Source organism: Streptomyces atratus, assembly GCF_040655115.1.
Classification (GTDB): Bacteria; Actinomycetota; Actinomycetes; order Streptomycetales; family Streptomycetaceae; genus Streptomyces; species Streptomyces atratus_D.
Map to the genome: position 1 here is coordinate 180814 of NZ_JBFAJH010000003.1, position 13801 is coordinate 194614.

Annotated in this window: 15 protein-coding genes; 6 read left to right on the plus strand and 9 right to left on the minus strand. The window is 65.9% G+C overall.

The features are described 5' to 3' along the window. Positions 1-54: 54 nt before the first annotated feature. From AB0I23_RS05970 to AB0I23_RS05980, 3 genes are all read right to left on the minus strand, one after another. Positions 55-390 (minus strand): DUF6412 domain-containing protein, encoded by a 336-nt coding sequence (locus AB0I23_RS05970; RefSeq protein WP_359107223.1) that lies wholly within the window; start codon positions 388-390, stop codon positions 55-57. Positions 391-543: 153 nt separating this feature from the next. After that, positions 544-2160: a sodium:solute symporter family protein gene (locus tag AB0I23_RS05975; RefSeq protein WP_359107225.1), complete on the minus strand. Its 1617-nt coding sequence runs from the start codon at positions 2158-2160 to the stop codon at positions 544-546. Beyond that, entirely contained in the window at positions 2157-2315 is a 159-nt protein-coding gene (locus AB0I23_RS05980) for a DUF3311 domain-containing protein (protein WP_359107493.1), read from the minus strand. Before AB0I23_RS05980 ends, AB0I23_RS05975 begins: the two co-directional genes overlap by 4 nt. A gap of 288 nt (positions 2316-2603) precedes the next feature. On the opposite strand from AB0I23_RS05980, the gene AB0I23_RS05985 reads away from it, so the two are divergent. Both AB0I23_RS05985 and AB0I23_RS05990 read left to right on the plus strand, forming a co-directional pair. After that, a complete protein-coding gene (locus AB0I23_RS05985) occupies positions 2604-3602 on the plus strand; it encodes an SEC-C domain-containing protein (protein ID WP_359107227.1) in 999 nt (332 codons plus the stop codon). A 289-nt stretch (positions 3603-3891) separates the two neighbouring features. Further along, positions 3892-4326, plus strand: coding sequence for a hypothetical protein (locus AB0I23_RS05990; protein WP_359107229.1), 435 nt, complete (start codon positions 3892-3894; stop codon positions 4324-4326). Positions 4327-4819: 493 nt separating this feature from the next. Here AB0I23_RS05990 and AB0I23_RS05995 read toward each other — a convergent pair whose 3' ends face one another. After that, on the minus strand, positions 4820-5239 hold the full coding sequence (locus tag AB0I23_RS05995) for a RidA family protein (protein ID WP_359107231.1): 420 nt from the start codon (positions 5237-5239) through the stop codon (positions 4820-4822). A gap of 482 nt (positions 5240-5721) precedes the next feature. Between AB0I23_RS05995 and AB0I23_RS06000 the strand changes: the two genes are divergently transcribed. Then, positions 5722-8862 carry a DUF3427 domain-containing protein gene (locus AB0I23_RS06000; protein ID WP_359107233.1) on the plus strand — a complete coding sequence of 1047 codons (3141 nt, stop codon included), beginning with the start codon at positions 5722-5724 and terminating at the stop codon, positions 8860-8862. Here AB0I23_RS06000 and AB0I23_RS06005 read toward each other — a convergent pair. The 3 genes from AB0I23_RS06005 to AB0I23_RS06015 all read right to left on the minus strand — a co-directional run bounded on the left by AB0I23_RS06005 (position 8859) and on the right by AB0I23_RS06015 (position 11047). Continuing rightward, a complete protein-coding gene (locus AB0I23_RS06005; protein ID WP_359107235.1) occupies positions 8859-9842 on the minus strand; it encodes a YDG/SRA domain-containing protein in 984 nt (327 codons plus the stop codon). The two genes, AB0I23_RS06000 and AB0I23_RS06005, sit on opposite strands and share 4 nt — an antisense overlap. 177 nt (positions 9843-10019) lie before the next feature. Next, positions 10020-10394: a hypothetical protein gene (locus AB0I23_RS06010; RefSeq protein ID WP_359107237.1), complete on the minus strand. Its 375-nt coding sequence runs from the start codon at positions 10392-10394 to the stop codon at positions 10020-10022. After that, complete coding sequence (locus AB0I23_RS06015; protein ID WP_436846878.1) at positions 10391-11047, minus strand: ATP-binding protein; 657 nt, start codon at positions 11045-11047, stop codon at positions 10391-10393. The genes AB0I23_RS06010 and AB0I23_RS06015 overlap by 4 nt, the downstream gene beginning before the upstream one ends. A gap of 201 nt (positions 11048-11248) precedes the next feature. On the opposite strand from AB0I23_RS06015, the gene AB0I23_RS06020 reads away from it, so the two are divergent. The 3 genes from AB0I23_RS06020 (at position 11249) to AB0I23_RS06030 (ending at position 12980) form a co-directional block, all read left to right on the plus strand. Beyond that, entirely contained in the window at positions 11249-12094 is an 846-nt protein-coding gene (locus AB0I23_RS06020) for a helix-turn-helix domain-containing protein (protein WP_359107240.1), read from the plus strand. Next, positions 12094-12279, plus strand: a complete 186-nt coding sequence (locus AB0I23_RS06025) for a DUF397 domain-containing protein (RefSeq protein WP_359107242.1) — start codon at positions 12094-12096, stop codon at positions 12277-12279. Before AB0I23_RS06020 ends, AB0I23_RS06025 begins: the two co-directional genes overlap by 1 nt. A 290-nt stretch (positions 12280-12569) precedes the next feature. Continuing rightward, a complete protein-coding gene (locus AB0I23_RS06030) occupies positions 12570-12980 on the plus strand; it encodes a hypothetical protein (RefSeq protein WP_359107244.1) in 411 nt (136 codons plus the stop codon). 39 nt (positions 12981-13019) lie between these two features. On the opposite strand, the gene AB0I23_RS06035 is transcribed toward AB0I23_RS06030, so the two are convergent. Further along, positions 13020-13178, minus strand: a complete 159-nt coding sequence (locus AB0I23_RS06035) for a hypothetical protein (RefSeq protein ID WP_436846879.1) — start codon at positions 13176-13178, stop codon at positions 13020-13022. Continuing rightward, complete coding sequence (locus AB0I23_RS06040; protein WP_359107511.1) at positions 13168-13653, minus strand: hypothetical protein; 486 nt, start codon at positions 13651-13653, stop codon at positions 13168-13170. The genes AB0I23_RS06035 and AB0I23_RS06040 overlap by 11 nt, the downstream gene beginning before the upstream one ends. Positions 13654-13801 lie beyond the last annotated feature (148 nt).

Below are 13801 nucleotides of genomic sequence, written 5' to 3' on the forward strand. Positions count from 1 at the left end.
CGGGGCACGCCCGGGCACACGTACTCGTGCTCGGGCGGAGAAGGTGCGAAGTCCCTACGCGGCCGTCAGGAGGGCACGGCCGGGGGCTCGGGGCCGCCTGCGGCCCTTGGCGTCGGGATCTCGCTGCGGCAGGAACGCGGTGCGTTTCTCGCGGTCGCGCATGGCGGTACGGACCCGGGTGCGGGGCACCGGGGCGGCGCAGCGGGCGCTGATGACCGAACAGGCGACGAGCGCGGAACCGGCGGCGGCGGTGGCGGCGAGCGCGACCGCCGCGGAGAGGCTGCCGCCCTCGGCGAGGAGGACCTCGCTGAGCAGGAGGAGCAGGATTCCGACGGGCCGGGGCAGGCGGGCGATGCCACCGTGCAGGCGGTTGTCGAGACTGCTGCTCATCGATCCCTCCCCCCCCCCGCTCGATCCGGTGGGCTCGCTCGTTCGGCCCTCCAGTTTTTATACACGATGGCCCCGGGAACCGGCCGATGTCGGACGGGGGCGGTCTCCACCGGCCGGAGGAGCCGGCGCGGCGCGAGCAGGGCACGGCCGCGCTCACGCCGGGCCGACGCCGCGCCGCTGCAGTCGGTCGGGCTGTCGCTGGTGGCGGCGGTCGGCGTCAGCTCCTGCGGGACCGGCGCCCGCGACGGTAACGGTCTCACTCCCAGTCGTGGGGGAGGCCGCAAGAGCCGGCTCCCCGGTCTCGTCCCGCGCGAGCACCTCGCTGTCCGGCCGCTCGTCGTGCTCACGCGGACCCGCGTACGTCACCGCGAGTGCGACGACGAGGTTGGCGGCGAGCGCGACGATGCCCGCGTTCACACCCCACACCGGATCGTTCTCGGTGAACACGAACCCGCAGACCGTTCCCACCCCGACGACCAGCCCGGCCAGCGCCCCGAGCAGCGTCAGGCGCCGCCACATCAGCCCCAGCAGCACCATGGGGAGCAGCTGCGCCATCCCCTCGTACGAGATGAGGGAGAGCCGCACCAGCGTGTTCGGCGCGGTGTACGTCAGCACGAGTGCGATCACGCCCGCGGCCACGACGACGGTCTGGGCGGCGCCCTTCTGCCGGTGCTGCCAGCGCGGTACGAGTGAGAGCACGCTGCGCCCCCACATCGTGCCGATGACCAGCATGAAGACCGCCATGGGCACGATCGAGGACAGGGCGGCGGCCACCCCGATGACGCCGACCGCCCAGGCGGGCAGCGAGTCCACGACGAGCTTGAAGAGCGCGAGGTTGGACTCGGCGCCGACGAGCCCCGGCACGACGAAGAGGGCGGCCATGCCGAGCAGCATCGGGACGAAGAGCAGCACGTTGTAGGCGGGCAGCCACATCGCGTTGCGGCGCAGCACGTCGGCGTTCTTCGCGCCGAGGTAGCCGGCGACGGTGGTCGGGAAGATCACCACGGTGAGGGAGTTGAGGAACGAGGTGGTGATGAACCAGGCCTGCCCGAGTCCGCTGTCGCCGTGCCCCGGGAAGGTCAGCCACTCGCTCCTCTCGGTGACGAGCCGGTCGAGGAAGGGTCCGTACCCGTCGAAGTAGTGCAGGGGTATGTAGAAGGCGAGGAACCCGAGCGTGGCGATGACGAGCACGTCCTTGAGGACGGACACCCATGCGCTGCCGCGCAGCCCGCTGACCACCACGAAGCCGGTGGTGACGGCGAACGCGATGAAGTACGCCCGGTTCAGGCTGATCGCACCGTACGAGATCGTGGAGACGACGACACCCATGCCGGTGATCTGGAGCTGGATGTACGGCAGCAGGAAGACGGTGGCGAGGACGGCGACGAGCGCGCCGAGCCAGGGCCGGCCGAAGCGGTGCGCCACCATGTCGGTGATCCCGACGAGCCCGTGCCTGCGCGCGTACGCCCAGAGCATCGGGCCGACGACGTACCCGACGGCGTACCCGCAGGACATGTAGGCCACCACGTAGAGCACGGGCGCCCCGTAGTTGTAGCCCCATCCCGCGGCGCCGAGATAGCTGAAGCTGGTGTAGCCCTCACCGGCCATCAGCACCCAGATGAAGGCGGTCCCGAGGCTGCGTCCGCCGACGGACCACTCGGCAAGCCCGCCCCTGCCACCGCTCCCCCGCCCCCGCACGGCGAGCAGCCCGAGCGCCACGGTGACGACCATGAAGACCCCGAAGACGGAGGTCGCGACTGCCGCGTTCACCGGCGGTCCCCCCGTCGGGTCAGCCACACGGCGACGGGTGTGAGCAGCGTCGCCCCGAGCAGCCACACGAAGAGGAACGGCAGTCCGAGTACGACGGGATCGACCCGGTTCACGAACGGCAGCGCCCCCAGGTAGAGCATGTAGGGGACCAGCAACCACAACAACTGCGGACGACGTCTGAGCACGTCAGGCAACCTTACGGCCTCAACAACGTCGGCCCACGAGGGCCTACCGCGCCCTGGCGCCCGTGAGCCTGCCCCACACGACGAGCCGGTACGGCGCCCGTCCACAGCCCACGCGCGGCGAGGCGCCGCCCACGCGGGTTCCGCTGCACCGCGACCGGTATCCGCCCCTCACGGCCCGCACGACAGGGGCACGACCCGTAACTCACCAGGCCGGAACAACCCTCCGCCCAGTAGCCGTACAGCAGTACGGTGTGGTTCATGCGCCCCGACACGCCTGCTGACCACATCGCCGAAGCCGAGCGCCTGCTGCGCACCGCGGCGCAGTACCCCGACGACCGGGAGCCGCTGCTCCTGCGCGCCGCGGCCCACCTGGAACTCGCCGACCGGCGTCCCCGCGCCACCACCCTCTACGACGAACTGCTCGCCGCGGATCCCGCCGAGCCGTCCCTGATCAAGGCCCTCAAGGCAGCGAATCTCTGGGAGTACGGTCACGAGGCCGAGGCCCGCGCGATCATCGACGGCCTCCGCGCGGCGGGACCTCTCGAAGCGGCCCCCTGGAGGATCGCGGCCGAGACCCTCGAATCGCACGACGAGCTGGATTCGGCGCACGACTTCTTCTCGACCGCTCTGACCCTGCTCCTCGCTCCGGGCGAGGAAGTCCCGTACGCCACGCAGTCCCTGCTGTTCGGCCGCCACCGTGTACGACGTCTGATGGGCCTCGGCCACGACGCCTGGGACGAGCTCGCCGACACCCTCCACAGCGCCACGGTCCCGCTGGACGAGCTCCACGACCCGAAGCGCCTGTGGTCGCTGGGCTCGTCCGACCCGGGCGAGCTCCAGGCCGAGATCACCCGCCTCCGCGCGGAACTGGGCACCTACCGCCTGGCGCTGTCCCGCCCGTTCCCGGTGGCGGTCCTGCACTGGACGGCGGCGGAACTCGATGAGCTCCTCACCGCGTACCCGGCCCTGCGCGCCGAGTACCCGTCCCACCCCGAGCACCTGATCCGCCTGGAAGCCTCTCTCCGTGACCTGCACGCGGCAGGGACCCCGAACCTCGGCATCGTCACCGGCACGGTTCCGTCGTACGAGGCGTTCGCCGCCTCGGAGGCCGCGTCGCCGTCCGACCCGGACCTCCTCCCCCAGTACGCCACCACCCTCGCGGCCCGCGGCCGCGCGGTCCCGTGGCCGCCGGCCCGGAGCGCGGCGTGCTGGTGCGGGTCGGGGCGGGCTTATCGGGAGTGCCACGGGGCGGCGTGAACGACCGTGACCCGCACGGGTTTCGTCCCCACTGGAGAAGAACTCCAGCTGGGCGACCGCCCCGGGCTCGGTTACGTACGGAGTACGGCGGGCGAGGTCTGAGGGGCGCCGCGGCCCGAGGGACGCGGTTCGCCGGAGAACGCACCGGGCGACGGCTCGGATGCCCCGAGCACCGATCCCCGCCGGGCCACCCCGCTCACACCATGGCCCCGCCCCCGGTGCCTCCTGTCGGCGTAGCCCCGGGTACCGCCCCGTCCCGGTCCGCACCGGCAGCGGCCGGGGCGGGGCCATGCCGCAGGTCAGAACTTCCACCGCCGAACCGGACTTCGCGCTGCCCGCGGCACGCACCGAGTACATGACCGTGCGCGGCCGGCAGCGCGAGACGTACTTCAGTCAGCAGGCCGGCGAGGGTGGCGCGTACGTGCCGCTGCCCGTCATCCAGACCGGCAGCGTCGCGTGCACGGCCGGCAGCACCTGCGCCGACCGGTGGAACGCCGCCGTCATCGGCCCGGGCCTGGCGCCTGTCAGGAACGACGCGCCGTCGATCGGCCGCGCCGGTGACGGCACCATCAGCGCGGAACCTCAGCTGTCCGGCCCCCTGACCGCGGCGAACCGCCCCGGACACACACCTTCCACTCTCCGGCGTTGGGCCCGGCGCGAGCTGAAGCTCGCACCGGGCCCTCCTGTCCAGGCCGGTGCTCGTGCGAGGATGCGTGAGTGGTGACGGAGGCGGAGTGGGAGCGAGTTCAAGGTGAGCTGCGCTTCGGTCAGGTCGTCACGGGCACAGTCGTCCGGGTGCCCAGGCCCGGGGCGATCGGTGTCTTCGTGGACATCGGCCTCAGTGTCGAAGGCTTCGTCGACGTCGTGCTTCTGCCTCGTGGGCGAAGCGAGGACTGGCCTGTCGAGGGGACTGTGACCGACTTCGAGGTCTGGTGGGTGCACAGTGATCACCAGCAGGTACGGCTGAAGCCGTCCGATCCGCGGTACCTGTGCGAGGACTTCGCCGATTTCGTTGCCCGATACAGGCCCACTTGGCCATCCGAAATCGGCGAAGCCGTAAGGGGCCCGAAGCCATCAACTCCGTAGGAACTGCTCAGGCTTCGCTCCGCTGAAGAGCCGCAAAGTGTGAGACACGGGTGCGGGCAGCTCAGGAACGCATGGCCCGCAAGCTGCGGACCAAGCCCGGCAAGACGGTTGCCCGTTACCGACGCACTCTCCTAGCTTTCGGGTCCCTCGGCCGGACGGACCGCGACCGCGTCGATCTCGAAGAGCATCCCGGGCAGCGCGAGCGAAGCAACCCCACTGAGCGTCTGGGCGGGCAGCCGGTCGGCCCAGGCGCCGTGCAGCGCCTTGCCGAGGATCTCCAGCTTCTCCAGGTCATGGTCGACGATGTAGGTGCCGAGCCGTACGACATGTTCGAAGCCAAGACCGACACCGGCGAGCGCGATGCGCAGGTTGCCGAAGGACCGCTCGACCTGTGCGGCAAAGTCGCCGGGCACGACCTGACCGGTGTCGTCGGAGGCGTACTGCCCACCGATGAACACCAGCTCGCCGGGTGCGGAAGCGGCATGGCTGTAGCCGAACGGGGTGGGGTCGTGCAGCCCGGCAGCGTTGGTGATGGTGCGGTTGTCGCTCATGTGTGGCGATTCCTTCAAGTGCGGTGTTTCCACCCGGTGAAGCTCCCCCAGCGGAGTGGACACTCGATCTCTGCGCTGCGAGGGCGATGTTGTGACTCTACTTGAGGCGCTTCGTGCGGGTTTCGGCAGCCGGGCGTGGAGTGCAGCCGTCGGCGGCTGCAGTGCACTGCGATGAAGCGGAAGACGTCGGCCCGAGCCGCGATTCCCGGCCGGCCAGAGGATGGAGCCGATTTCGGATTTGAGGGCGGCGACGAAGCTCTCTGCAGCAGCGCTGTCGTAGCTTCCGGGCGAGGACGCTTCGGTGGTATCGGGAACGACCGCCTCGGCTGCATCCTCGACGCCGATGGAAGTTACCTTGAGTTGATCAAGACACCCTTCTGAAGACCCTCCCCTCAACACGGGCAGGCGCATGCGAGAGCGGCTTCGTCAGTCCTGCTTGATAGAACTGCATGCATAGCTGACGAGATGAGGGGGACTCGGCGATGCCCAACGACTTTGCAGGCGAAGCAGCTCCGGTTGCTGGGCTCTACGAGACGCTGATCACCCATCGTCTCGAAGAGCGTATGAAGCAACTCGACTCCACAGGCTGGCGATCCATCGATGAAATAGTCGGCGCTGAATCTGCACCTCACGTGCTGTCACGCCACATCGGGAGCGTCGTGCGGCGGGTCCTCCAGGGCCTCTCACCTGCGGAGCAGGTGGTCGCCGCCAACCACATCCTGGATTCGCTCAACACCATCGAAGGTGCGACCGAGTGGGTCGATCTCGTCACCGAGGGCCCCCGGCAATTGCTCGCAGTCGCGGAGCAAGAAGCTCCTGGCGTCTACGCCATTCGCCCAGCGACACCCCTCTCCGAGACGGCACTGATCACCAACTCGCCTGATGATCCGAGCCTTGGCTTTGAACTGCGCGCCGAGTTGGCCACGGCAAACCGTGTTGATCTCCTCTGCGCCTTTGTGAAGTGGCACGGACTCCGAGTCCTTGAGCAGTCGCTCTCCTCCGCACGCGATCGCGGTGTCCCCATCCGCGTACTGACAACGACCTACATCGGCGCCACAGAACGTCGCGCGCTGGATCGCCTGGTCCGCGAGTTCGGCGCCGAAGTGAAGGTCAATTACGAACTCCGCTCGACCCGCCTCCACGCCAAGGCATGGCTCTTCCGTCGCGACAGCGGCTTCGATACGGCATACGTAGGCAGCTCGAACCTGTCCAAGGCTGCGCTTCTCGACGGGCTCGAATGGAACGTTCGGCTGTCGTCGGTCGCCACACCGTCCGTCCTCCGCAAGTTCGAGGCAACATTCGACGCGTACTGGAGCGAGCGCTCCTTCGAGCCGTACGACCCCGACAGCGACGCGCAGCGACTCGACGATGCGCTGTCTCACGCTGGCGGACCCAACCGCAACGATGGCGCCACCATCACGCTCTCTGGACTCGAAGTCCGGCCCTACCCGCACCAGCGCGACATGCTTGAACGCCTCCAGGTGGAGCGCACCGTCCACGGTCGGAACCGCAATCTCCTCGTCGCTGCGACGGGCACCGGCAAGACCGTGATGGCAGCATTGGACTTCAAACGCCTGCGGCAGACGCTGGGCCGTGATCCGCGGCTGCTCTTCGTAGCCCACCGCAAGGAGATCCTGGAGCAGTCTCTGCGCGTCTACCAGAACGTGCTGATTGATGCGAACTTCGGCGAGCTCTTCGTCGGCGGGGAGATTCCCGACAACTGGACGCATGTGTTCGCCAGCGTCCAGTCACTCAACTCACGTGCGCTGGACCGCTTTGCTCCAGACCACTTTGACGTCATCGTGATCGACGAGTTCCATCACGGCACATCCCCCACATATCGCCGGATCCTGGATCACTTCGAGCCACAGGAACTACTGGGACTCACCGCTACGCCGGAACGTATGGATGGGCTGAACATCCAGGACGAGTTCTTTGAGGGCCGGATCGCAGCAGAGATGCGCCTCTGGGAGGCCCTTGAGAACGACCTACTCAGCCCATTCCACTACTTCGGCGTCACCGACAACACCGACATGAGCGCCATCACGTGGAAGCGAGGATCGTACGACGCCACATCCCTCAGCAATCTCTTCACTGGCAATGACGCACGAGCCAGACTCGTCGTACAAGCCGTGAAGGACAAGGTTGCCGATCCTGGCACGATGCGCGCCCTGGGCTTCTGCGTGTCGGTCGCGCACGCAAACTTCATGGCCGACTTCTTCCGTCGAGCCGGCCTCAATGCAGTCGCTCTGTCCGGCGAGACCCCACGCCATGACCGTAAGGACGCCCTCGATCAGCTCAAGGCAGGCACACTCCAAGTCATCTTCTCTGTGGACCTGTTCAACGAGGGGCTGGACATCCCTGATGTCGACACTCTGCTGCTTCTGCGCCCCACATCCAGCGCCACGGTGTTCCTCCAGCAGCTGGGGCGAGGCTTGCGCCGGACCGAGGATAAAGCCGTTCTCACTGTCCTGGACTTCATCGGTCAGCATCGCAAGGAGTTTCGCTTCGAGGAACAGTTCCGCGCGCTGACCAACCTCACCCGAAATCGCCTGCTCAGCAACATCGAGCACGACTTTCCACAGCTGCCGTCTGGCTGCCAGATCATCCTTGAGTCGAAGGCTAAGGAGCTGATCATTGACAACATCCGCAGCCAGATCAGCGTCAACGTCGCTCAGCTCGCTCGCGAGGTCGCCGATTACGCCGAGCCTCAGCTCGCCGACTACCTCAAGGAGAGCGGTCGAGAGCTCAAGGAGCTCTACCGAGGCAACGGGAACTCATGGACGGGTCTACTCCGCCGAGCCAAGCTCCTCCCTGAGACCGGGCCGGAGGGTGAAGCATCGCTACTGAAGCGCGTATCGGCGTTCCTTCACGTCGATGACCCGCTCCGAGTCGCCGCGTACAGCAAGCTCCTCGCTGACGACGCCCCCACATACGATGACCTCAGCGAGCAGGAACAGGCGTACGCACGCATGTTCTTCTTCTCTCTGTGGCCGTTGGGCGGCGACTTCAACAGCTACCAGAAGGGCTTCAACACCCTTCGTCCGCAGCACCCCTTCCGCGACGAGCTCCGCCAGGTCCTCTCCCACGCCCTGGACCAGGCGGACCACGTGCCTGTCCCACTGCTCAGCGGGCATGCAAGCCTGCCGCTGACAGTGCACTCCTCGTACAGCCGCGAAGAGATCCTCCCCGCCCTGGGGCAGTCCCACGTGGACGGCTTCATGCCGGGGCACTTCCGCGAAGGTGTGAAGTGGTGCGAAAACATCCAGACTGACGCGCTACTCATCACCCTCGAAAAGGACGCGAAGGACTTCTCGCCAGAGACTCGCTACAAGGACTACGCACTGAACGAGTCGTTGTTCCACTGGGAGTCCCAGCGCCAGACGTCGGAGACATCGCCCACCGGGGTCCGATACCAGACCCACAAGGAGAAGGACACCCACGTCCTCCTCTTCGTCCGCCGCTACAAGAAGACGGACATGGGCGGGCCCCAGCCGTGGATGCTTCTCGGCCCCGCCGAGTACGTCGAACACAAGGGCAGCAAGCCCATGGGCGTTGTCTGGAAGCTCCGTCATGAGATTCCTGCTGATGTATGGACCTACTCAGCAATTGCCGCGGGTTAGCGATCCAGATCGCTTATGCGCCAGAAGCGGCGGTGTGCTCGCAGGAATCGCTTCCCAATGCGGTGCTGTTCCACCGTCCTCAACGGAACCGTTCGCGAGGTCAGACCTTCTGCATAGCGATCCACAACATGAAAATCATCGGTCAAATAAAGGGCACCACGGTCAAGTCGCACATGGCAGTTAGGGCATAGACACAACACATTCCCTTCGACATCGGGACCCCCGGCCGAGCCACCAAGCGCTTGTATGTGAGCTCCCTCGGCATAGCTCTTACCCCCAGCCCCAACTGTCAGCGCTAGAGCACAGATCTGACACGTGTACTCGTGCCACCGCTTGACCCGGCGGACAACAGCCGTGTCGCGGACGATGCGTTCGACCGTGGCCTTCCGCCGCTGCGTAGCCACCCCAGGCACGTCAGCACTGTTCTCAGCGGCGGCACCTTGGTCTTGCCGGTCGAGGATTTCTCGGACCTGCTGCTCAACGGGCGTAAGTTCCTGCGTTTCAGCTGGGAGGCGACGCAGCCTAAACCGACAGATCCGAAAGCCGGCCTTACCGACTTCGGTCCACTCTTCGACAATCTGGTAGAGGCCGTCATACCGGTACCCGCTTGCAGGCGAATAATCTTGCTCACCATCACTGCCCCGGATGACCCGTATAGGGTTGGCCAATATCCGACTTCTCCGGAGACCCGCGTTCCCACGGTTCTCCCAAGTCTGATCCTCTATCTGCCGACCAGTGTTGCGATCCCGACCACCAGCACCTGTGTAAATGACCTCATCCCACTTATCGAGATCGTCTTCATAGCCCTGATTCAGCACGATCGCATCGGCAGCTCTCTCCCCGTCAGCATCAAGCCCCCACGAGATTCCCGCCTCGCGCTCTTTGTGAAGCTTGGCATCCTTGACAGCTTGCCGGGATTCAAAATGGACGCCCGGAAGACATTCATCCACATGTCCGAAGAAAGCTCTGTACGCAGCCATGCGAACATACTTCCGGCCATTCGATCGTTTTAGATCACTCCTGCCGCCTCGTGGGGCTAAGTGGCCGAATTCCTCCTACACTTGACCTAAAGGCGACCACGAGCTGGGCCCGGTCCGGCACCTCGCCGGGGCCATGGTCGCGAGCACAGTCGGTGGGGAGATCAGCGTCCAGTTTGACTACTCATTGGAACGACTCGCAGCATTCTCGTGAAAGGCCATAAGCAACTTCGAGCACACTTCGCCGATCCTCGCCAACAGATGACTGATCGCCGCCGTCCCGGTACCCGGAGCTGGAGGTTCGATTTCACGCCAGTGGATGGGGGCTGTGGCCAACACGATCGTCGGCGTCACCTCAACAGTGATGAGGAAAAAGTCGTCCCGCCGACCGAGGGGAACGAGTTGGTACACCGACACTCCGGGCAAGAAGCCACAATGCTGTGCAGCGCACACGAGGCACCACAGGTTGTACGAGTCTGCCCAGTCGCAGTCCGCTTCCAAGTCATCCAGCTCTTCAGCGATTTCGACAAGTTCCTCAGGCGAAGGCTGCTTCACGCCGGATCAGCCACCTCGGCTTCGAAGTGCATTTGCGCGCAGTCGAGGGCGTCGTCCGGATCGCAGCCGTGGGCACGGAGCCAATGGAGGAGGTCGACGATGAGATCGATCGCCATCTCCCTCCCCAAGGTCAGGCTCAGCCGTTCACGACGGGAGTTCGCCAGGACGCCGCCGAGCCCACAAAGCCCCAGCAGTGCTTCCGCCTTAGCGACTTGGGGACCATCGACGTGATCGTTTGATGACCGGAGGCCGGTGGCCAGCTCGCACCAGGTGACCTTGGAGTCACCGCGCAGGATGACGCCCCAGCGATCTGCAATACCGTCCACAAGGGCCATGCCCCGCCCCGCCTCACTCTCCCCCGCTGCCGTGATGAGCGTAGGGAGTGCTTGCAGATCGGGATCGCTTACCTCGATGCGAAGACGGTCTCCGTTCATGGATACGGCGAGACACGACGGGGTGCCGGAACCTACATGCCTGACCACATTTGTGACTAGCTCCGTGACGCAGACCTGGGCCGCGTAGACGACTCCTGGCAACCCCCAGAGCTCCAGGTGTAACCGCATCACCCGCCGCAGGCCGGCGAGCTCCTCCGCTTCTGCCAGAAACGCCAGATCCCAAGCCTTTCTGTCCACGCCGAAACGACACTCATCCAAGCCGACCACTCCTCCACCCCTAGACGGTCACCGTGTGTGCCCGTTGCCTCTCATACAGTGGCATTGGAACTCTCAAAATGGAACTCTCATGTGGAAGTAATGGGAGCTCACGAACTGACGCGCGCCCCCGGAGTGCGCTGTCTTGCTCGATGTACCCCGCACGATGCACGCTCTTGGGGATCAACATGAAGGACCACAGCCATGCCAGTCGGACCAACCACCCGTAGACGTCAACTCGGCGCAGATCTGCGCCGTTTCCGCGAGCGCAAGGGCCTCACGTTGGAGGAGGCCGGGGCTCGGGTCGGCATCTCCAAGGCGACCTTGAGCCGCTACGAGACGAAGGAGGGCACGGTTAAGTGGCCAGCCGTCGACGCCCTCTGCCGTGAGTACGGCGCCTCGGATCAGGAACGTGCGTCGCTGGTCGAGCTGGCCAAGGGTGCACGGATCCAGGGATGGTGGCGGTCCCTCGCGGATCCAATCCCCGAGTCGATGAATCTCATGCTGACTCTTGAAGATGAAGTGGTCAGTGAGGACCATTACGCCTGTATGTACGTGCCTGGCCTGCTCCAGACGCGCGCGTACGCAGAAGCAGTTCATCGCGCCTCAGAAATGCGGTGTACGGACCAGGAAATCCACCACATGGTGGACATTCGCATGAAGCGGCAGGAGCTCCTCGCTCGGGCCGAGCCTCCGCACATCTGGGCAGTGATTGACGAAGCGGTCATCCGGCGCATTGTGGGTGGCCGCGCCGTCATGCGCGAGCAGTTGAAGCATCTCAGTGCGCAGGCCACCCAGCCCCACGTCACCGTTCAGATACTGCCGTTCGAAGCGGGCGCTCACGCCGCTGCGGTGGGCAGTTTCGTCGTCCTCGGCGGCCCCGCACCCGAACTCGACGTCGTGTACGTGGACATCATCGGTGGCGGACTCTTCATGGAGAAGCCGCAAGAACTCGCGCGCTATAAGTTGGCATTCGAGTACCTGCGTGCGCAGGCGTTGGACATCGACCTGTCTGCCGCGCTCCTGGATCACGTCTGTGGGGAGCTTTGATGGATCACGAACGCGTGCACTGGTTCAAGTCGTCGTACAGCGGTGGGAGCGGCACCGAGTGCGTCGAGGTCGCGGACCTGCACTCGGCTGTCGGCGTGCGGGACTCCAAGCGGCCCCGCGGGCTCCACATAGCCGTACGCCACAGCGCGTGGTCGGGGTTCGTCGCATTCCTGCGCGCCCAGTAGGTCGGGGTCCCTCCACATGCCCCGGCGTGCATAGCCCACCACCCCGCAATCCGTGTCCCGCCCCCTTGTACGAAGATGAGGATCGTCTGCCCGTGAGTGGCGGCGGCAGGGGGTGCGGGATGGGCATGTGCGGTCGTCGTGGGGTCTTGGTAGGGATGGCCTCGGTGGTGTTCGCCCTCTCAGTGTCCGGGTGTGTGCTGGGGCAGTACGCGGAGGTGCCGGCTGTTACCGGGGTCTCGTCGGCGGAGATCGTCGGGACCTGGCGGTGCATCGATGGCACCGCGGTCACCATGCGGAAAGACGGAACCGCTGTCGTGAAGCTTCTCGACGGGCAGGAATTCGACTTCGACGATCAGTGGCGGATGTCCGGCACCGGAACATGGGAACTGACCGACCGGGACATCGGTTGGGGTGATGGTCAGCACGTGTCCCTCAACGTCACTCGGCGCACCTCGTCGGCGTGGCGTGAAGTCAAGGGTACAGAGGAGGGGGCGATGGGCTCCACCGACCTCAGGGAGCCCGCCCCGGACGCGTACACCTGGACCCTGGAACTGGAGCGCGGCGACAAGGGGCTGGCCCTGTATTTCTTCTTCAGCGATCCCGACAGCCGCAACACTTATTACCTGGAGAAGGAGCGGCCGACTGCGGAAAGTTCCGGGCCGTCATCGTCCGCAGTCCCCGCCGAAGGAATGGTTCGGTGAAAGTAAAACCGATGGCACGGGACTGCGTGGCGGCCGCCGTCAGCGAACGTCGAGGCTCCGACGTGCCTGGGCGATGACGTGTTGTGTCTCGGCTCCGAACACGGCGGATTCGCTCAGGCCTTGCCACACCCGCTGGTACGTGGCGATGGTGTCCGCGTCGTCGAGCCACAGCTCGGCGTGCCAGTCCTCAGTGATCACGAGGCGGCCGTCGAAGCTCCAGTGGAGCGCGGGCGTCGTGGTCGAGGCCGGCCGCGGCGGTGGCCAGTTCCACCGAGAAGGAGTCCAGCAGGCTCACGGCTCGCAGGACGCGGCGCACGTCCGGGGTGAGGTCACGGAACGTACGCGCGACAAGGGCGGGGAAGTCGAGGTTGAACTCGCCGGGGGCCGGGGCGCGGTCGTGGCGGCGGTAGAGGTCGAGGAACCGCATGACCGCCAGGTCGAGGTAGAGCGGCAGGCCATGGGAGTTCGCGGTGATCAGGTAACGGGTGCGGTCGTCCATCAGCGGTTGTCCGGCGATGGGCAGGCCGGCGATGCCGCACTGGTGAAGCAGGCCCCAGGCGAGCGACTTGAGCCGGCCGCCGAGATGCTGCCGGGCAAGCCACAGCAGACAATGAGGACCTGAGCGTGCGTCAAGGCCGCCGGGATCGGAATACGGAAGGTCGCCAATCTGCATGACGTCCCATGGAGCGCTGAGGGGTGGCGAGTGATAAAACCGTGCAAGGTTCGCATTCCGCCGGAGTTCGCGGCAATCGATTTTTCCGCACGAGCACACAGATCACACCAAGATCGAACATTCGCCCCTGGCGCACTTGATCGTCCCG

Coding starts and splice junctions, on each gene's coding strand:
- AB0I23_RS06040 (WP_359107511.1), bottom strand. CDS start 13,653: ATGCAGATTGGCGACCTTCCGTATTCCGATCCCGGCGGCCTTGACGCA.
- AB0I23_RS06000 (WP_359107233.1), top strand. CDS start 5,722: ATGCCCAACGACTTTGCAGGCGAAGCAGCTCCGGTTGCTGGGCTCTAC.
- AB0I23_RS06005 (WP_359107235.1), bottom strand. CDS start 9,842: ATGGCTGCGTACAGAGCTTTCTTCGGACATGTGGATGAATGTCTTCCG.
- AB0I23_RS05990 (WP_359107229.1), top strand. CDS start 3,892: ATGCCGCAGGTCAGAACTTCCACCGCCGAACCGGACTTCGCGCTGCCC.
- AB0I23_RS06020 (WP_359107240.1), top strand. CDS start 11,249: ATGCCAGTCGGACCAACCACCCGTAGACGTCAACTCGGCGCAGATCTG.
- AB0I23_RS05995 (WP_359107231.1), bottom strand. CDS start 5,239: ATGAGCGACAACCGCACCATCACCAACGCTGCCGGGCTGCACGACCCC.
- AB0I23_RS05970 (WP_359107223.1), bottom strand. CDS start 390: ATGAGCAGCAGTCTCGACAACCGCCTGCACGGTGGCATCGCCCGCCTG.
- AB0I23_RS05985 (WP_359107227.1), top strand. CDS start 2,604: ATGCGCCCCGACACGCCTGCTGACCACATCGCCGAAGCCGAGCGCCTG.
- AB0I23_RS06025 (WP_359107242.1), top strand. CDS start 12,094: ATGGATCACGAACGCGTGCACTGGTTCAAGTCGTCGTACAGCGGTGGG.
- AB0I23_RS06030 (WP_359107244.1), top strand. CDS start 12,570: ATGCGGAAAGACGGAACCGCTGTCGTGAAGCTTCTCGACGGGCAGGAA.